We start from the raw sequence: 17,448 nt of genomic DNA, 5'->3' as shown, positions 1-17,448 counted from the left end.
CAGCACGAATCCGTGTGCGCCTGCATACTATAGTGTTGCAAAAGGCTGTGTTAGAGATCTGCCGGGAATCGAAAAACACCTGAGCATTTTCGAGCCAAAAGTGCGAAGCGGTTTTGCGTAGGATAATGCGATAAAACAAATATTTAGAGCGGCTCCAACCACCCTGTTTTAACTGGACCGCTCTAGACATTGCAATCCAGCCGGAAGGAACCATGTCTAACATAGCGCTTCAAGATACCGTAACTTCGTCCCGTATTCGCCTCGGGCGCATCGATATTGCACGCGGGATCGCGCTGATCGCCATGGCGATCTATCACTTTGGCTGGGATCTTGAGTTTTTTGGCTATATGGCGCCTGCCACGACCGCTCACGGCGGATGGAAACTTTTCGCCCGCTGTATTGCATCGAGCTTTCTGTTTCTGGTCGGTTTCAGCCTTGTTCTGGCGCATGGCAACGGAATTCGCTGGAAGCCTATGACGAAACGCCTGGTGCAGATCGCTGTTGCCGCAGCCGCGATTTCAGCCGTCACATGGTACATGTCGCCGGACAGTTTTATCTTCTTCGGCATCCTTCACCAGATCGCTCTGGCAAGTGTGCTCGGCCTTCTGTTCCTGCGTTTGCCTGCCATTGCAACATTGATCGTTGCCGCGTTGGTCATCAGCGCCCCGCTTTATGCACGCGCTGATATTTTCAATAATCCTGCACTGAGTTGGGTCGGACTTTCGACCGTGACGCCACGCTCTAATGACTACGTACCGCTGTTTCCGTGGTTCGGAGCGGTTCTCGTCGGTATAGCTGCCGCTCGCATGTTTCAGCGTTTCGGCTGGCTCCAGCTATTGGCTGGCGGGATCAAACCTCTGTTTCTTGAAAAGCCGCTAACATTCATCGGCAGGCATAGCCTGGCGTTCTATCTCATTCATCAGCCAGTGCTGATCGGACTGGTTTATGTATTCTCGCAACTGATGCCTCCCGCGCAGCCGACACCGCGTGAAGCCTTCACGCAATCCTGCGTGGCTGCATGCCTGCAAAACGGTAGCGAACAGCTATGCCAGCAGTTCTGCGGCTGCGTTGTGACGGAACTGGACAAGGCGAAACTGTTCGATGATGTCTTCAGCGGCAAGATCGATCAAGAAAACAACAGCACGGTTCAGGATATCGCACAAATGTGCTCTCCGGTGCCCGACACCCAATAAAACTGATCAGGTATTGACGCCCAGTTCGGCAAGACGCTCGATGCAGGATTCCTCAATCTGATCAAGTTCGCCCAGCGTTTCCTAAATATCACGACGCTTCTGCCGAAGATCAGCACGTTTTTCCTCGACGCGCTTCATAAGCAGCTTCAGCTGCCCGGTTTCGCCGGGCGGTTCGCGATACATCTGAATGATCTCGTGAATTTCGGCAATGGAAAAGCCGAGCCGCTTGCCACGTAAAATCTGCTTCAGGAGATGACGATCAGCGGGACGAAACAGTCGCGTGCGACCGCGCCTCACGGGAGCAATCAAGCCTTCATCTTCATAGAAGCGCAAAGTACGGGTTGAAATACCGAACTCGCGCGTCAGCTCCGTGATCGTATAATATTCGCGCACCACAACATTCCTGCCTTATATCAAGCGGACCAGGCTCTAAACCAAATCGGATTTAGAGCGTAAGTTGTGCTCCTGCATTTACGTAAAAGTCAACATTAAACCGATGCAAACTAAAATACCGCTAGCTACAATTTGGTCTGAAACCGGAATGATCAATTCAACTTATCAACGCGAACGTTCAACGCGTTCATGAGGCGCGTCGTCTGGAAAATGCCGCGATTCCTTTGATTTCCAGTTGATTGCGACTTGCCATCATATTGCCGCTCATGCGTTATGAACTTGCGAAAACCAGTTACAAACGGCGATTCATGCGGCGCTCTATAAAATTTACTTTGATCGGACTTGTCGTCATCGCGGTGATCGGCGCGGCTCCTTTTGCCGTCGAACCAATCGTGGTGAAGATTGGCGAGGGCTCGATTCGTCAGCTCGCCAGAGACGGCAATTTCTGCCAGACAGAGCAATGCGACGAAGGCATGAATTATGCGCTTGGTTTTCTCGAAACCAATTATGGCCTGTCGCCTCATGACGTTAAATGGTGTATGGGCGTCGACGTCATTTCCCATTATGAGTTGCCATTCGGTAACGCATTGAAAAAATCAATAACCGATCGAATGTACCAACGTTGTGGCGACCCGAAGCAGGATGAGCCACCCGGCGATCATACGGATGAATAAAGGCGCTCCTTATGAAGCGATTTTTGCGCATTGGCGCCTGGATGATACTTCTGGCCATCCTCGCAGTGACAATCAGTCCAATAAAATTCCGCCCCGTAACAGGTGAGCCCGTCGATCTTGAACGGTTTGCGGCTTTCTTTCTGGTCGGCGCCTTATTTGCCCTCGCCTACCCTCGCCACTGGATGGGCGTTCTTTTGCTGACCGTCGGCTGCGCTGCACTTTTTGAACTGATGCAGCGCCTCGCGCCCGGACGTCATGGCGAGTTCATCGACTTTGTGTTCAAAGCTGCCGGAGCCATAGTCGGCATTGCGGTCGGTTACGGCCTCAGCCTTATCCGGCCTTTTCGGCAGGAAAGCTGATCAGGCTGCTGGAATAGCCTGCAGCCTGTCCCGTGCCGATTCACGCATGAACTCCAGATGGATCGAGCGCAGCAATGCAGCCAGATCGTCATTGGCGGCAGCAAACCGGCTGCCCCCTGCGGCGTCGCACATCAAAGCCGACATTTCAGCGGCGCCCATCCGCATCCGTCCGGCAGCAACCGCCCGCCAGGCTTCGATTGCGACAATCAGGGGCGCATGCGTCGCATCACTCAACCCCGCAGAGCGAAGTAGTGCGGCAAGTGCCGCCGGACGACCGCCGGAAATAATCGCACAAATCCGTGCGTCATCGAGATCGGAAAGCGCAGCCAACAAGCTCGCGAAGAAATCTATACGGCCTCCGGCAACGGCACGGATAACAAAACTGGTCGTGATTTCACCGCGCAGACGCAGATGCTCGACGAGCGCAGGAAGTTCCTCCTGCGAACAAGTTTCCGCCAGTTGCATGGATGCGCGAGCCGTCGCATCACCCACAACCTTATCGGCGCGGCGTTCACCCAGAAGCAATTTCACCAGCGGAAGAGATTGCAAAACCTCCCCGACTTTCACAGCCAGAAGATGACGGCATTCCGCAGGAAGACGCGGATGGGCCAGCAAAGCTTCGCGCACGAGGGCATCATGACCACAGCGTTCGCTTATGCGCCGGAATGAAACCGGAGCGATACGGGCACAGCTGTTAAACAGCATTTCAGCAACTGCCTCGTTATTTCCAACTTCGGCGATTGCCGCCGCGACTGCAAATGAAACATGCGGGCGCGCAGCAACCAAAACCTGCATCGAGGGCGCACCGTAGGCCACACGATCAATCAGATCTGCGTCGCTGAGGAGCGTCGAGCGTGCAAGGATATAACCCGCAACCTCGGGCTGGTCGGCGGCAAGCGCTGTCACAATATGCAGGGGCGAGTGCACACTGGCCGAAAGTACATCTGCCATAGCCATACGCACTTTCGGCGAAGGATCATCAAGCAGAAGCGTCAAAGCCGCTTCAGCCTGCGCACGAACATTGTCTGGCTGAAGCTGGTCAACACACTGTCGGGCCAACCGAGCAGCACGGACAATACGCGCGGCTACCGGCTCGCAACTACCAACAAGTGCATCTTTTTCGATATACATTCTGGCCCCGCTCCAGATCGTTCTTGTATTCGAAAAGATTAAATTAAAATGGTTTACGAGCGGTTTACCATGTTTGTTAACCGCATTGTCGCAGCATGGAACCTAACGCGTTTTCACTCGTTTTATCGTCATCAATTCAACGGAGACTTCAAATGGCCGACGAAAAGATCACGAACGACATCCAGCAGGCTCTCGAAAAGCAAATCGCCGATATGCGCAATGAACTGAAGCGCCTTTCAAAGTCACTGGCGTCACATTCTGGCGAGCTGAGAGAACGCGCGGAAGACGCCATGGATGATGCGTCCGGTCGTTTCCGTCATGCCGCGCAAGCCGTGCGTGAACGCGGACAAGTGGTTGCCGAGACGGTTCGAGAAAATCCGGGCACAGCCACGACACTTTTCGGAACTGCTGGAATTATCGGCATTCTCATCGGCGTTGCCATCGGATGTGCCATTTCTGATCGCCGCTGAACAGCAAGAACAGTTTGATCCTTATGCCCGCGCTCCTTGCGCGGGCTTTTGTTTGCACTCTTTACGGGATCGTTGTGGTCTGCTAGCTCCCCCGTCATTGGCAATTTGCCACCGGTCGCAGCCTACCCGGTAAAAACAAGGACAAGCGCAATCATGCGCGACAAGACTGCGACGTGGCTTGAAACAAAGGCACGCAAATGTCTGAAAAGACAATATATTCCGATCTAAAGCAGCTCGGCTCAAGCGCTTCGATACCGCAATCTCCGGAGGAAGCCATCCTGGAACGGGTGGCAAATCCGCAAGCTGGAACGCCTTATTGTGTTCGCTTCACCGCGCCTGAATTCACCTCGCTCTGCCCAATGACAGGCCAGCCTGATTTCGCGCATCTAGTGATCGACTATGTTCCAGGGCAATGGCTGGTGGAAAGCAAATCCCTGAAACTGTTTCTTTTCTCCTTCCGCAATCACGGCGCGTTCCACGAAGACTGCACCGTGACCATCGGTAAGCGCCTCGTGGAGCTTCTGGAGCCGGAATGGCTCAGGATCGGCGGCTATTGGTATCCACGTGGCGGTATTCCCATCGACGTATTCTTCCAAACCGGAGCGGCTCCGCAGAACGTCTGGATACCGGAACAAGTCGTGCCCAACTATCGTGGTAGAGGCTAGTTGATCGGTGCCGCAGTTGCGGCTGCAGATTGCGATCCCTATTATACGAACAGACCACATGGCCCCTGAAAGGACCCCCATGAAAAACTTCGCCATTCTTATTTCTCTGGCTGTTCTTGCTGGATGTGGGGGAGCAGGCAAGGCCGCCATGGACACAGGCAAGAGCTTTGACCGATTCGCCTGCATGTCGCGCAATTTCAAGGGCGAACCACCCTGCCCGCAGCCGGAAGGCACAAACCAGCCAGTACAATAGAGAGCGTCGATCTGATTGGATCAGATCGACGCTCTAATCATTTGTTTTTGCGCGCATCTTTTCCGAAAACCGTTTCACACTTTTCGGGATGCGCTCTAAAACCAGAGGAGGCCTGTCATGACTATCGAGCCCAAGGACGTTCTCGATTTCTGGTTTTCACCCAAGATGCGGGAAAACTGGTTCAGCAAAAGCGACGAGATCGACGCGGAAATTCGTGAGAAATTTCTGGCAGCTTATGATGATGCTCGCGCCGACAAGCTGGAACACTGGAAACAGCAGCCGGAAAGCGCACTTGCGCTTACCATTCTGTTCGACCAGTTTCCGCGCAACATGTTCCGTGGTTCACCACGTTCTTTCGAAAGCGACGGATTAGCCCGTGATGTGGCGGCACAGGCGCTCGATCATGATTTCGACCGGAAACTGTCACCAGAACAACGCCAGTTCTTCTATCTGCCGTTCATGCATAGCGAATATCTGAGCGACCAGAAGCGTTGCGTCGATCTCTACGAAAGGCTCGGCGACGAGTTCTCGCTCGGCTTTGCCCGTCAGCATCACGATATCATCGAACGCTTTGGACGCTTTCCCCATCGCAATAAGGTGCTTGGCCGCGATACAACCCATGAGGAAGCCGAGTTCCTCAAGGAACATGCCGGCTTCTGACATTCAGAGCAAACGATAAGGCAATATTCCTCGGCGGTCGTGATCGACCGCCAATCTGCTTTTTAGCGGTGGAACGGCCCGCTGCACGCATTCAGCACGCTCGCAAATACGGCAGGAAACACCGATCGGATCGAAGGCAGAGCGGACAGCGATATCGAGCCCGTCCGCATAAACGAAATCCTGCGCATAGGCCACCTCGCAGCCAAGGGCGATAGCGTAGCGCCGCTGGGGTGCGTTGAAGCCGCCCTCGCTCTTGGTCAGTTCTGTCGCAATGCAAAGATAACGCGCGCCATCCGGTGTTTCGGCCAGTTGGCGGATGATCCGACCCGGTGTCTCAAACGCCTGATGCACATTCCACAGCGGGCACGCAGCACCATAGCGTGCAAACTGCAACTTGGCGGCACTGTGTCGTTTCGTGATATTTCCGGCCCGGTCTATGCGCGCAAAGAACACCGGCACGCCCCGATGGCCGGAACGCTGCAAGGTGCTGAGCCGATGTGCGACCTGCTCCAGACTTGCCCCAAAACGCGACGCCAACAGTTCCAGGTCATGGCGCAGCTCTTTCGCTGCCGAGAGGAATATCTGATAGGGCAGCATCAGCGCCCCGGCAAAATAGTTGCGCAAGCCGATCTTGCAAATTTCAACAGCCTCGGCAGAGCGAAAATCCGCTCGTCTGGCAATCGTGCTCACCAGTTCTTCCATTTCCAGTTCAGCGATCTGGAACGCGATCTGGAAATTGCGGGTTGAAGTGGGAGAATAGGGGTTGAGATAAAGCACACGTGCTGCAGGATCGAACCGACGCAGGACCGCTTCTTCCGGCCCGGCCCGCGCAATATGCACCCGGTGGCGTTCCTCCATATATTGCGGCAAGGCCACGCCAATGTCCCGGCCCGGAATATTTAGCTCCGTAGCAAGCTTTTCTGCCGCAATATCAATCTCATGTACGTAATTGTCGATAAAATGGAAAAAGTCGCGAACTTCCTCATAAGGCGCAGGCTCGGCAGTGGAAGGAGCGCGACCGAGCTGATTATCCAGACTTGCGAGCTGCTCGCTGTTACGACGATAGGCCTGGTGGCACGCTATCAGCGCATGCGCCAGCCCCGGCGCATTTTGCGTAATAAGCTTCAGTTCCTGTAAGTTCGGCTTGTAATTGTCAAAAACGGGATCGGCGAGCGCTTCAGAAACTGCTGAAAGCAACCGATCATCATCCCCCAGCGAAATAGCGCCTATATCGATCTGGTAGTTTTCGGCCAACGCTAACAGGACCGCAGCAGAAACAGGCCGCTGGTTGTTTTCAATCTGATTGAGGTAACTCGTTGAAATACCGAGGCGTTCAGCAAAGCCCGACTGGGTTGCCTTATGTTGCTCGCGTATTTCTCGTATCTTTCTGCCGATATAAAGTTTTCTCGGTGCCATATTTGCAAATTCGCATTTCGCTATTTGCAAATTTATATCCTACACAATCGCACCTTTTCAAGCTTTTCCGGAAGGCCTTCGGATTTTAAGCATGAGGGAGAAAAAGACTATCTTTTCAGTTTCATAACTCGCCTTTCAAAGGCCGCCCAAAAGTGGGGACTTTATGCAGGAACTTCTGGAACAGCTCGAATCCCGTCGCGCCGAAGCTCGCCTTGGCGGCGGTCAGCGCCGCATCGACGCCCAGCATGGCAAAGGCAAGCTCACGGCCCGTGAAAGGATCGAAGTGCTTCTCGACGAAGGATCGTTTGAGGAGTTCGACATGTATGTCACCCATCGCTGCACTGACTTCGGCATGGAAAAGCAGAAGGTTGCCGGCGACGGCGTGGTGACGGGCTGGGGCACGATCAACGGTCGGCAGGTCTATGTGTTCAGCCAGGATTTTACAGTTCTGGGCGGCTCATTGTCCGAAACCCATGCGCAGAAAATCTGCAAAATCATGGATATGGCCATGAAGAACGGCGCGCCGGTCATCGGGCTCAACGATTCCGGTGGCGCCCGCATTCAGGAAGGCGTTGCGTCGCTCGCGGGTTATGCCGACGTATTCAAGCGCAACGTGGACGCATCCGGCGTGGTGCCGCAGATTTCCGTCATCATGGGCCCCTGCGCTGGCGGCGCGGTCTATTCGCCTGCCATGACCGACTTCATCTTCATGGTGCGTGACAGTTCCTATATGTTCGTGACAGGCCCCGACGTGGTGAAAACCGTGACCAACGAAATTGTCACGGCGGAGGAACTGGGCGGCGCCTCAACCCACACCAGAAAATCATCCGTCGCCGATGGCGCTTATGAAAACGATATCGAAGCGCTGGAACAGGTCCGCATTCTGTTCGACTTCCTGCCGCTCAACAATCGCGAAAAGCCACCCGTACGTCCGGTATTCGACGATCCGGCACGGCTCGAAATGCGGCTCGACACATTGATTCCGGATAGCGCTACCAAGCCCTACGACATGAAGGAGCTTATCCACGCGCTGGCCGACGAAAGCGATTTCTTCGAAATTCAGGAATCTTTTGCAAAGAACATCATTACCGGCTTCATTCGCATGGACGGTCAAACCATCGGCGTCGTCGCAAACCAGCCCATGGTGCTTGCCGGTTGTCTTGATATCGATTCATCGCGCAAGGCAGCCCGGTTCGTTCGCTTTTGCGATGCCTTCAATATCCCGATCCTCACTCTTGTAGACGTTCCGGGCTTCCTGCCGGGCACGGCACAGGAATATGGCGGCGTCATCAAGCACGGCGCAAAGCTGCTCTTCGCCTATTCGCAAGCCACCGTCCCCATGGTCACGCTCATCACGCGCAAGGCCTATGGCGGTGCCTATGACGTGATGGCCTCGAAACATATCGGTGCTGACATCAACTATGCTTGGCCGACGGCGGAAATCGCGGTCATGGGCGCCAAGGGTGCAACGGAAATCCTCTATCGCTCTGAACTGGGCGATGTCGAGAAAATCGCCGCGCGCACGAAGGAATATGAGGAGCGTTTTGCCAATCCGTTCGTGGCTGCTGAACGCGGTTTCATCGACGAAGTCATCATGCCACATTCCTCGCGTCGCCGCATTGCCCGCGCTTTTGCCAGCCTGCGCAATAAGCAGCAAAGCACGCCGTGGAAGAAGCACGACACCATTCCGCTTTAGTTTCGCATGATCTTATCCGAAAACCGGTTCCCACTTTTCGAGATCATGCCGTGGCAATGATCCGGTTCATTTGAGTAAAAGCACATGATCAAGAAAATTCTCATTGCCAATCGCGGCGAAATCGCATGCCGGGTCATCAAGACGGCGAAGAAAATGGGCATCGCAACGGTAGCGGTCTATTCCGATGCCGACCGCAATGCCCTGCATGTCAAAATGGCCGACGAAGCGGTCCACATCGGACCAGCGCCCTCCAATCAGTCCTATATCGTCATCGACAAGATTCTTGCGGCGATCAAGGAAACCGGCGCGGATGCCGTGCATCCGGGCTATGGCTTTCTGTCGGAAAATCCGCGTTTCGCTGAAGCACTGAAGGCCGCCAACGTCACCTTCATCGGGCCGCCGGTGAACGCAATTGACGCCATGGGCGACAAGATTACCTCGAAGAAGCTTGCCTCCGAAGCCGGTGTTTCCACTGTGCCCGGTCATATGGGCTTGATCGAGGACGCCGACGAAGCAGTTCGCATTTCCACATCCATCGGCTATCCTGTGATGATCAAGGCTTCTGCTGGCGGCGGCGGTAAAGGCATGCGCATCGCATGGAACGACGACGAAGCTCGCGAAGGTTTCCAGCTATCGCGCAACGAGGCAAAGTCCTCTTTCGGCGACGACCGCATCTTCATCGAAAAATTCGTCACCCAGCCGCGCCATATCGAAATTCAGGTTCTGGGCGACCAGCACGGCAACGTTGTCTATCTCGGCGAACGCGAATGCTCGATCCAGCGCCGTAACCAGAAGGTCATTGAAGAAGCACCTTCGCCATTCCTTGATGAAGCGACCCGCAAGGCCATGGGCGAGCAGGCCGTAGCTCTTGCAAAGGCCGTCGGCTATTTTTCAGCCGGCACGGTGGAATTCATCGTTGATGGCGCGCGTCAATTCTACTTCCTTGAAATGAATACGCGTTTGCAGGTCGAGCATCCAGTGACGGAACTCATCACCGGCATCGACCTTGTGGAAGAAATGATCCGCGTTGCATCCGGTGAAAAGCTCCGTTTCGGCCAGAGCGACGTGAAGCTGAACGGTTGGGCAATGGAAAGCCGCCTCTACGCGGAAGACCCATATCGTAACTTCCTGCCTTCTATCGGCAGGCTGACCCGTTATCGTCCGCCAGCCGAAGGTCGCAATTCTGATGGTACAATCGTGCGCAACGACACTGGTGTGTTCGAAGGCGGCGAAATTTCGATGTATTACGATCCGATGATCGCAAAGCTCTGTACCTGGGGGCCTGACCGCGCCACCGCCATCGACGCGATGGGAGATGCTCTGGACGCATTCGAGGTTGAAGGGATCGGCCATAACCTGCCCTTCCTGTCGGCTGTGATGGATCATTCGCGTTTCCGCGAGGGCGCCCTCACCACCGCATTCATCGCCGAGGAATATCCGGACGGCTTTGCCGGAGTATCGGTTTCCGAAGATGATGCGCGGGTGCTTGCAGCAGTTGCAGCCCAGATCAATCTGGCAATCGAGCAGCGCAACATGCAGATTACAGGGCGGATTTCCAGCGAACAGCAATCTGTGGCAACCGACTGGGTAGTGACACTTGGCGGATTCACTTTGCCGGTTCGTATCGCAGAAGGCGAAGGTGGAACGACGATCAATTTCATGGATGGCGGCAGCTTGCCAGTTGCGAGCGACTGGCATCCGGGCAGCCATCTGGGCTCGTTTACCGTTGGCGGCAAGCCCATCGCTATCAAGGTTTCGCGCTCGGGCACTGGCTGGCGTTTGCGCTGGCGGGGGATGGATGTGGTCGCCCATGTGCGCAAGCCGCGTATCGCAGAACTCGCGCAACTTATGCCGGTAAAGCTGCCTCCAGATACATCGAAGATGCTGCTCTGCCCGATGCCGGGCGTCATCACATCGATCCTTGTCAAGGATGGTGAAACTGTCGAGGCTGGTCAGCCGCTGGCCACCGTGGAAGCCATGAAGATGGAAAACGTGCTGCGAGCGGAACGCCGTGCTACCGTAAAGCGCATTACGGCGGAAGCAGGTGCAAGTCTCGCCGTGGATGAACTGATTATGGAATTTGAGTGAGGTCGATATGAACGAGCGCCCCACCACCCGAGCAGACTGGGAAACCTTGGCCGAGAAGGAGCTGAAACAGCCGGTCGACAACCTGATCTGGCATACGCCGGAAGGCATTGACGTCAAGCCGCTCTACACGGAAGACGATCTGCAGGGCGTGGGCCATCTTGGCACCCTGCCCGGTTTCGAGCCCTTTCTGCGCGGTCCCCGCGCGACCATGTATGCGGGTCGTCCATGGACGATCCGACAATATGCGGGATTTTCGACGGCCGAAGAATCGAATGCCTTCTACCGCAAGGCTCTCGCCGCCGGTCAGCAGGGTGTTTCGGTTGCTTTCGATCTTGCCACGCATCGCGGTTATGACAGTGACCATCCGCGTGTTGAAGGCGATGTGGGCAAGGCCGGTGTTGCCATCGATTCCGTCGAGGATATGAAGATACTTTTCGACGGCATTCCGCTGGAAAAGATTTCCGTTTCCATGACCATGAACGGCGCGGTGATCCCGATCCTCGCCAACTTCATCGTAGCTGGCGAGGAACAGGGCGTACCGCGCGCGCAGCTTTCCGGCACGATCCAGAACGACATCCTCAAGGAGTTCATGGTCCGCAATACCTATATCTATCCGCCGGAGCCATCCATGCGGATCATTGCGGATATCATCGCCTATACCGCAGCCGAAATGCCGAAGTTCAACTCGATTTCGATTTCCGGCTACCATATGCAGGAAGCGGGCGCGACGCTGGTTCAGGAACTGGCCTTCACTCTTGCGGATGGGCGCGAATATGTACGCGCTGCCTTGAACAAGGGCCTGAATGTCGATGAATTTGCGGGGCGCCTGTCATTCTTCTTCGCCATCGGCATGAATTTCTTCATGGAGATCGCCAAGCTGCGCGCTGCGCGGCTGCTCTGGTCGCGCATCATGAAGGAATTCGCCCCCAAGAAGCCCGGCTCGCTGATGCTGCGCACGCATTGCCAGACTTCAGGTGTCTCTTTGCAAGAGCAGGACCCTTACAACAATATCGTCCGCACCGCATTTGAAGCCATGTCCGCGGCTCTTGGCGGCACGCAATCGCTGCACACCAATTCCTTCGATGAAGCCATTGCTTTGCCAACGGAATTTTCGGCTCGCATCGCCCGCAACACACAGCTCATCCTCCAGAACGAAACCGGCGTCACCAAAGTGGTCGACCCACTGGCGGGGTCCTATTACATCGAAAACCTCACCAACGAGCTAGCCGAAAAGGCATGGGCGTTGATCGAGGAAGTCGAGAAACTCGGCGGCATGACAAAAGCTGTCGAAAGCGGCCTTCCGAAGCGGCTCATCGAAGAAGCAGCCACCAAACGGCAGGCAGCGGTTGACAAGGGCGAAGAAGTCATTGTCGGTGTCAACAAGTTCCGCCTCGAACAGGAAGACGAAATCGACATTCTCGAAATCGACAATAGTGCCGTTCGCCAGTCACAGATTGCACGTCTCAACCGCATCAAGGAAACGCGCAACAAGGCAAAAGTCGAAGCGGCACTGGCGGAATTGGAAAAGATCGCCAGGACCGGTGAAGGCAACCTTCTTGCCGCTGCAGTTGAAGCCTCCCGCGCCCGCGCCAGCGTCGGTGAAATTTCCGACGCCATGCGCCGCGCATTCGGCGATCATGCTGCTGTTCCGAAGGTCGTCAAGAAGGTTTACGGCGCAGCCTACAAGGACGAGCCTGAATATCAGACGCTGGTTGACCGGCTCGGTGATTTCAAGAAGCAGATCGGTGAAACGCCGAAAGTGATGGTGGCAAAGCTTGGCCAGGACGGGCACGATCGCGGAGCCAAGATCATTGCTTCAGCATTTGGTGATATTGGCTTCGACGTATTGGCTGGACCGCTGTTCCAGACTCCGGATGAAGCCGCCAATATGGCGATCAAGTCCAAGGTACACGTCCTCGGGGTCTCGTCGCTGGCAGCCGGTCACAAGACACTATTGCCCCAGCTTGTGGACACGCTCCGCAAGAAGGGCGCCGAGAACATCATCGTGGTCTGCGGTGGCGTCGTTCCTCGTCAGGATTATCAGTATCTGTTCGATCATGGAGTGGCAGCGGTCTTCGGACCAGGTTCGAATGTGCTCGACTGTGCCCGCGCCGTATTGGATCTGATGGAAGGCAAACGTCGTAATCTGTAGTATTTTCAGATGGATATGCCCTTTATAGGACTCATTTCCTGAACAACGTCAGAAGCCGGGTGAATAGCCCGGCTTCTTGCTCAAAACCGTCGTTCAGTTTTTCGGCCCGGCGAAGCCGGCAATCGTCGAGCCCGTAACGGATACTGGATCACTGGCTGGAAACGTATCCTCCAACCCTTCGTCGAGCTGGCGTTCAAGTTCTGCCCGATCGCCGGCACGGCGTGCGCTTGGGCGCGTCAGCAGGCTTTCAGGCTGAATGCCGCATTCCATACATGCAACGCCCAGCGCTTCGCCGAGCTTGATCGCAGCGCGGCGTAACACTTCATCGCGCGTCAGTTCCGCTTCCGTCTCGTTCTCAACCTTGACGGTGATCTTTTCGTCACCCTCGGTGACGAACTCCACCATGTAGAGCTTGAATCCCCCGACAGAACTGATGCGGGTTTCGACAATTTCCATCGCTTAACCTCCGCGTTTTCTATGCAGATCAAACGTCGACCGGCGCCTGAAAGTTCCGCATGTCTATGCAATTACGGAACCCCACGCCTCCATCAAACGTTTCCCGCCTGTCGTTGGGAGGTTGCGGTGTCACAGTTTTTTACAAAGCTTAGCGAAAAAGCTGCCGAACTTGCAGGTCATTATCTGGCATTCGTGATGGCAACCTTGTTCATCCTCTTATGGGGTATCAGCGGACCTTTATTCAGTTTCTCCGACACGTGGCAACTGGTGGTGAATACATCGACTACCATCGTCACCTTCCTGATGGTGTTTCTGATCCAGAACGCACAGAATCGCGAAGCGAGCGCGACACAGGCAAAACTCGATGAAATTCTGAACATCGTCTCAACAACCAAGAGCGAGACGATTGGTGCGGAACATCTGCCGCTCGACAAATTGAAGGCGATTTTGAAGCACCTTGAAGCACAAAGCGAAACAACCTCGACCAACAATCCGGAATAGGGAGGCCATCTTCCCGGATTGCCACTCAGGCCTATATCTCTACGGGAGAAATTTCATCGTTAGCAGAAAGGATGTCCCATGGCCGTCACCAAGAAGCAGGAAGCCCGTGCTCTCAATGCCGACGAAAAAGAGTTGGTGGAAAAATCACACCACCCCTTTTTGCAGAACGTTCCCGACGAGGAGCTTTCCCATCTGGCGAAACTGATCCGCGAACGCCGCAAGAAGGCGAAAGATCAGGCTCACCAGCGCAGACGCGAAATGCGCGGAAAGGGAGCCGCTCGCGGCGCGTCTCCGTCCAAGGCGGACGAAGGTTCGCATCTGAAAGTTTCCGTTCTGGCTATGGCGGTGCGTCGCATCAACACCGAAGTTGAACGTAGACGCCGCATGTCGGCAAGCGCCGAGCTGATCGCCAATGCCCGAAAAGCGCTTGCGACCAAAGAAGCCAACGAAAAGAAGGGCAAGGATTTCAACACGCGCCATGCGCTGAACGGCATGCGCAACATCCCGAACGAAAAATATGACAGCCTTGTCCGTCCGGCGGAACGTGGACGGCTCCGGAAGGCCGCCAGCGTCGCTCAGGCAAAGAAGGATACTCGTCAGAAGGAAGCGGGTTAGAGCGTGTCTCCCAAAAATGAAAACCGGTTTTGGGAGCACGACATGCGTGGAAAAGAATGATTACAGCATTTCCAACGCCGTCTTTCGGGACGGCCGTGCGAAAGCTTGATCGAGACGTTTCAATTGGTCCTCGGAAAGCCGCAACTCTGCGGCTTTTCTATTGTCTCGCACATGATGCAGGTTGGATGATTTTGGAATTGCTATGACATTGCCGTCCCGTATCGTCCAGGCGAGCGCGACGGAAACCGCTGTCCCTCCGGTCTCGCTTGCAATTTCTGCCAGTACGGGACTGCCCAGCAAGCGACCTTGCTCAATAGGCGAATAAGCCATCAGCGGAGTTTTGCGCTCGGCACACCATGGCATCAGGTCGAATTCCGGGCCGCGTCGCGTCAGATTATAAAGTATCTGGTTCGTGGCAACGGCCTTGCCGCCTGTCATACCGACCAGTTCTTTCATATCATCCGTATCGAAATTGCTGACGCCCCAGCCGCCGATTTTTCCGGCATGCTGCAGTTCTTCAAATGCCGCGATAGTCTCTTCAACCGGATATCGCCCACGCCAGTGCAGCAGATACAGATCTATATGATCAGTGCGAAGGCGCTCCAGACTTCTCGCAGGCCTCGATTGTTCCCTTCCGTGACGCATTGAACGGCAATACCTTGCTGACGATAAACACGTCGTCACGACGGCCCGTGATGACTTCACCGACAACATCTTCCGCCTCACCGTCAGCGTACATTTCTGCGGTATCGATCAGCGTCATCCCGAGATCGATACCGCTTCTCAGTGCTTCGATTTCATAGCGGCGTTGCGTGCTGTCCTCACCCATATACCAGGTGCCCTGCCCGAGCGCTGGAACCGTCTGGCCCGAAGGCAGGGTGATCTGTGGTATGGTTCCGGTCATTGCATCTTCCCCTATGAAACGATCATCGACATGATCGCTACATAACTGGAAAATTCAAGGCTTTAAGAACGTGGGCTCAAGCAAAATGCAGACCGAAGCCCTGCATAAGCCTGCGGATTGCATAGTCCGGATTCTGGGATGTTACGACCGCCAGATCGTTGTGATGATGCAGTTCTTCAGCGGGACGGCGTGGTTTCAGCAGAGAGACAGTACGCCGGGCGATCGCTTCCGCAGGGTCGAGCCAGTCAACCGGCCATGGCGCCAGACGGCGAAATACATTCGCAAGGAACGGATAGTGCGTGCAGGCCAGAACGACAATGTCGGTGCGGCTGCCATCCTGCTCAATAAAGCACGGGGCAATCTGGTCCACAACCAGCGCCTCATCGATCTTCTCGCCACGAATATGCGCTTCCGCTACCGCCGCAAGCTGATCGGCACCGACGAGACGAACATGGCACTGGGACGCGAAAGATTGAATGAGATCACGCGTATAAGCACGCCTGACAGTACCGGGGGTCGCCAGCACGGAAACAAGCCCGGACGATGTTCTTTCGGCAGCGGGCTTGATTGCCGGCACCGTGCCGACAAACGGCACCGAAGGATAGGCTTGCCGTAAGTCATCCAGCACCAGCGTGGAAGCCGTATTGCAGGCAATGACCGCGATTTCGGGATCATAGGCGGCGATGAGCTTGCCGAACAGTTCGACAATCCGCTCCCTCAACGCATCCTCTTCCCATCCGCCATAGGGGAACCCGGCATTGTCGGCAACGTAGACGAAGCGTCGATCCGGCATAAGCACCCGCGCTTCGCGCAAAACCGTCAACCCTCCGATACCGCTGTCGAAAACCAGAATGGGTCTTTCGGCGTCGGGGGAAAGCATGGCGGAAAAGCTCACTGCGGGTGCGTTTTTCATTCGTCCTTGTCCTTCATTGCCGGAGCTTCGCTCGCAGGCTTGCGCGCACGTCCTTCCGGGGCACCCGAGCCACGCGGCTTCTTCGGTGTGAACACGTCAAGAGACGTAACAACACCGCGTAACAGTTTCAGCTCTGCGGATGCGAAGCCGGCGCGCGTCAGCACAGCCCGCAGATTGTTGACCATGATTTCCTTGCGGGCTTCCGGGCGGAAATACCCTCTGACATCAAGGGCTTCTTCGAGATGATTGAAGAGTCCCTGCAACTCCTGCTTCGGTGCCATCTCAAGCTCTGGTCCACGGAACACGGTTTCCGTTTCCGTCTCAAGACCCGACTTCATCCATTCATAAGACATCAGCAAAACGGCTTGGGCGATATTCAGCGATGCGAAGGCCGGGTTGACCGGAAACGTCACCAGTTCGTCCGCCAGCCCGACTTCCTCATTACTGAGACCGAAGCGTTCGCGACCAAACATGATGCCGGTCTTCTCGCCAGTCCTGAAACGACGGCGCAATTCGCCACCTGCTTCCACAGCGCTGCGAACCTGTTTGAAGCCATCGCGTTCGCGTGCCGTCGTCGCATAGACGAAATTGAGATCGGCAATAGCCGACGGCAGGTCGTCATAGACCACCGCATTGTCGATCACATGGTCGGCCTTGCTGGCTGCTGCCCTCGCCTTTTCGCTTGGAAACTCCTCGCGCGGATTAACGAGACGCAGTTCAGCCAGACCAAAATTCGCCATGGCGCGCGCCACCATGCCGATATTCTCCGGCAATTGCGGCTCCACCAGCACAATTGCCGGTCCTTCCGCGATAAAGGGGCGCTGTTTATCTGTTCCTGCCATGATCTCTTCCGCATTCGCTATCGTATCGTGGCGTTTCCCTTACATAATTGATGCAGAATCGCAAAGA

Annotated in this window: 17 protein-coding genes and 2 pseudogenes; 12 read left to right on the top strand and 7 right to left on the bottom strand. The window is 55.3% G+C overall.

What is annotated here, in order from left to right:
• Positions 1-212 precede the first annotated feature (212 nt).
• The gene (locus F9K91_RS17960; RefSeq protein WP_151678357.1) at positions 213-1,193 is read left to right on the top strand and encodes a heparan-alpha-glucosaminide N-acetyltransferase; all 981 of its coding nucleotides are present in this window, start codon (positions 213-215) and stop codon (positions 1,191-1,193) included.
• Between the two features lie 6 nt (positions 1,194-1,199).
• Here F9K91_RS17960 and F9K91_RS17955 read toward each other — a convergent pair.
• Positions 1,200-1,586 (bottom strand): annotated as a pseudogene (locus tag F9K91_RS17955) (MerR family transcriptional regulator).
• A gap of 308 nt (positions 1,587-1,894) precedes the next feature.
• On the opposite strand from F9K91_RS17955, the gene F9K91_RS17950 reads away from it, so the two are divergent.
• Both F9K91_RS17950 and F9K91_RS17945 read left to right on the top strand, forming a co-directional pair.
• On the top strand, positions 1,895-2,260 hold the full coding sequence (locus tag F9K91_RS17950) for a hypothetical protein (RefSeq protein ID WP_151556493.1): 366 nt from the start codon (positions 1,895-1,897) through the stop codon (positions 2,258-2,260).
• Positions 2,261-2,271: 11 nt separating this feature from the next.
• A complete protein-coding gene (locus F9K91_RS17945) occupies positions 2,272-2,619 on the top strand; it encodes a VanZ family protein (RefSeq protein ID WP_061346184.1) in 348 nt (115 codons plus the stop codon).
• On the opposite strand, the gene F9K91_RS17940 is transcribed toward F9K91_RS17945, so the two are convergent.
• Positions 2,620-3,750 (bottom strand): DUF2336 domain-containing protein, encoded by a 1,131-nt coding sequence (locus F9K91_RS17940; protein WP_151678356.1) that lies wholly within the window; start codon positions 3,748-3,750, stop codon positions 2,620-2,622.
• A 152-nt stretch (positions 3,751-3,902) separates the two neighbouring features.
• Here F9K91_RS17940 and F9K91_RS17935 point away from each other — a divergent pair, with 152 nt between their 5' ends.
• The 4 genes from F9K91_RS17935 to F9K91_RS17925 all read left to right on the top strand — a co-directional run bounded on the left by F9K91_RS17935 (position 3,903) and on the right by F9K91_RS17925 (position 5,798).
• A complete protein-coding gene (locus F9K91_RS17935; protein WP_061346182.1) occupies positions 3,903-4,220 on the top strand; it encodes an ElaB/YgaM/YqjD family protein in 318 nt (105 codons plus the stop codon).
• A 197-nt stretch (positions 4,221-4,417) separates the two neighbouring features.
• Entirely contained in the window at positions 4,418-4,885 is a 468-nt protein-coding gene (gene queF, locus F9K91_RS17930; RefSeq protein ID WP_151678355.1) for a preQ(1) synthase, read from the top strand.
• A gap of 79 nt (positions 4,886-4,964) precedes the next feature.
• Positions 4,965-5,138, top strand: a complete 174-nt coding sequence (locus F9K91_RS26015; RefSeq protein WP_167522229.1) for a hypothetical protein — start codon at positions 4,965-4,967, stop codon at positions 5,136-5,138.
• 117 nt (positions 5,139-5,255) lie between these two features.
• Positions 5,256-5,798 carry a DUF924 family protein gene (locus tag F9K91_RS17925; protein WP_151678354.1) on the top strand — a complete coding sequence of 181 codons (543 nt, stop codon included), beginning with the start codon at positions 5,256-5,258 and terminating at the stop codon, positions 5,796-5,798.
• A 3-nt stretch (positions 5,799-5,801) separates the two neighbouring features.
• Here the strand turns inward: F9K91_RS17925 and F9K91_RS17920 are convergent, their stop codons facing one another.
• Entirely contained in the window at positions 5,802-7,214 is a 1,413-nt protein-coding gene (locus tag F9K91_RS17920; protein WP_151556437.1) for a helix-turn-helix domain-containing protein, read from the bottom strand.
• Positions 7,215-7,377: 163 nt separating this feature from the next.
• Between F9K91_RS17920 and F9K91_RS17915 the strand changes: the two genes are divergently transcribed.
• The 3 genes from F9K91_RS17915 (at position 7,378) to scpA (ending at position 13,150) form a co-directional block, all read left to right on the top strand.
• Entirely contained in the window at positions 7,378-8,910 is a 1,533-nt protein-coding gene (locus F9K91_RS17915; RefSeq protein WP_151556436.1) for an acyl-CoA carboxylase subunit beta, read from the top strand.
• Between the two features lie 84 nt (positions 8,911-8,994).
• Complete coding sequence (locus F9K91_RS17910; protein ID WP_151678353.1) at positions 8,995-10,998, top strand: acetyl-CoA carboxylase biotin carboxylase subunit; 2,004 nt, start codon at positions 8,995-8,997, stop codon at positions 10,996-10,998.
• A 7-nt stretch (positions 10,999-11,005) separates the two neighbouring features.
• Positions 11,006-13,150 (top strand): methylmalonyl-CoA mutase, encoded by a 2,145-nt coding sequence (gene scpA, locus F9K91_RS17905; RefSeq protein WP_151678352.1) that lies wholly within the window; start codon positions 11,006-11,008, stop codon positions 13,148-13,150.
• A gap of 93 nt (positions 13,151-13,243) precedes the next feature.
• On the opposite strand, the gene F9K91_RS17900 is transcribed toward scpA, so the two are convergent.
• Entirely contained in the window at positions 13,244-13,606 is a 363-nt protein-coding gene (locus F9K91_RS17900) for a hypothetical protein (RefSeq protein WP_061346175.1), read from the bottom strand.
• Positions 13,607-13,732: 126 nt separating this feature from the next.
• Here F9K91_RS17900 and F9K91_RS17895 point away from each other — a divergent pair, with 126 nt between their 5' ends.
• Both F9K91_RS17895 and F9K91_RS17890 read left to right on the top strand, forming a co-directional pair.
• Entirely contained in the window at positions 13,733-14,107 is a 375-nt protein-coding gene (locus tag F9K91_RS17895; RefSeq protein WP_151652465.1) for a low affinity iron permease family protein, read from the top strand.
• A gap of 78 nt (positions 14,108-14,185) precedes the next feature.
• Positions 14,186-14,722 (top strand): hypothetical protein, encoded by a 537-nt coding sequence (locus tag F9K91_RS17890; RefSeq protein WP_061346173.1) that lies wholly within the window; start codon positions 14,186-14,188, stop codon positions 14,720-14,722.
• Positions 14,723-14,782: 60 nt separating this feature from the next.
• On the opposite strand, the pseudogene F9K91_RS17885 reads toward F9K91_RS17890, so the two are convergent.
• From F9K91_RS17885 to F9K91_RS17875, 3 genes and pseudogenes are all read right to left on the bottom strand, one after another.
• Positions 14,783-15,551 (bottom strand): annotated as a pseudogene (locus tag F9K91_RS17885) (aldo/keto reductase).
• 151 nt (positions 15,552-15,702) lie between these two features.
• A complete protein-coding gene (gene murI, locus F9K91_RS17880; RefSeq protein ID WP_151678351.1) occupies positions 15,703-16,539 on the bottom strand; it encodes a glutamate racemase in 837 nt (278 codons plus the stop codon).
• On the bottom strand, positions 16,536-17,381 hold the full coding sequence (locus F9K91_RS17875) for an RNA methyltransferase (protein WP_151556430.1): 846 nt from the start codon (positions 17,379-17,381) through the stop codon (positions 16,536-16,538). The genes murI and F9K91_RS17875 overlap by 4 nt, the downstream gene beginning before the upstream one ends.
• Between the last annotated feature and the right edge of the window lie 67 nt (positions 17,382-17,448).

It is taken from the genome of Brucella tritici, from assembly GCF_008932295.1.
Lineage (GTDB): Bacteria > Pseudomonadota > Alphaproteobacteria > Rhizobiales > Rhizobiaceae > Brucella > Brucella tritici.
The sequence above is the reverse complement of the archived record's forward strand: the minus strand, read 5'-3'. Positions and strand labels throughout refer to the sequence as shown.

Coding starts and splice junctions, on each gene's coding strand:
- F9K91_RS17960 (WP_151678357.1), top strand. CDS start 213: ATGTCTAACATAGCGCTTCAAGATACCGTAACTTCGTCCCGTATTCGC.
- F9K91_RS17950 (WP_151556493.1), top strand. CDS start 1,895: ATGCGGCGCTCTATAAAATTTACTTTGATCGGACTTGTCGTCATCGCG.
- F9K91_RS17945 (WP_061346184.1), top strand. CDS start 2,272: ATGAAGCGATTTTTGCGCATTGGCGCCTGGATGATACTTCTGGCCATC.
- F9K91_RS17940 (WP_151678356.1), bottom strand. CDS start 3,750: ATGTATATCGAAAAAGATGCACTTGTTGGTAGTTGCGAGCCGGTAGCC.
- F9K91_RS17935 (WP_061346182.1), top strand. CDS start 3,903: ATGGCCGACGAAAAGATCACGAACGACATCCAGCAGGCTCTCGAAAAG.
- queF (WP_151678355.1), top strand. CDS start 4,418: ATGTCTGAAAAGACAATATATTCCGATCTAAAGCAGCTCGGCTCAAGC.
- F9K91_RS26015 (WP_167522229.1), top strand. CDS start 4,965: ATGAAAAACTTCGCCATTCTTATTTCTCTGGCTGTTCTTGCTGGATGT.
- F9K91_RS17925 (WP_151678354.1), top strand. CDS start 5,256: ATGACTATCGAGCCCAAGGACGTTCTCGATTTCTGGTTTTCACCCAAG.
- F9K91_RS17920 (WP_151556437.1), bottom strand. CDS start 7,214: ATGGCACCGAGAAAACTTTATATCGGCAGAAAGATACGAGAAATACGC.
- F9K91_RS17915 (WP_151556436.1), top strand. CDS start 7,378: ATGCAGGAACTTCTGGAACAGCTCGAATCCCGTCGCGCCGAAGCTCGC.
- F9K91_RS17910 (WP_151678353.1), top strand. CDS start 8,995: ATGATCAAGAAAATTCTCATTGCCAATCGCGGCGAAATCGCATGCCGG.
- scpA (WP_151678352.1), top strand. CDS start 11,006: ATGAACGAGCGCCCCACCACCCGAGCAGACTGGGAAACCTTGGCCGAG.
- F9K91_RS17900 (WP_061346175.1), bottom strand. CDS start 13,606: ATGGAAATTGTCGAAACCCGCATCAGTTCTGTCGGGGGATTCAAGCTC.
- F9K91_RS17890 (WP_061346173.1), top strand. CDS start 14,186: ATGGCCGTCACCAAGAAGCAGGAAGCCCGTGCTCTCAATGCCGACGAA.
- murI (WP_151678351.1), bottom strand. CDS start 16,539: ATGAAAAACGCACCCGCAGTGAGCTTTTCCGCCATGCTTTCCCCCGAC.
- F9K91_RS17875 (WP_151556430.1), bottom strand. CDS start 17,381: ATGGCAGGAACAGATAAACAGCGCCCCTTTATCGCGGAAGGACCGGCA.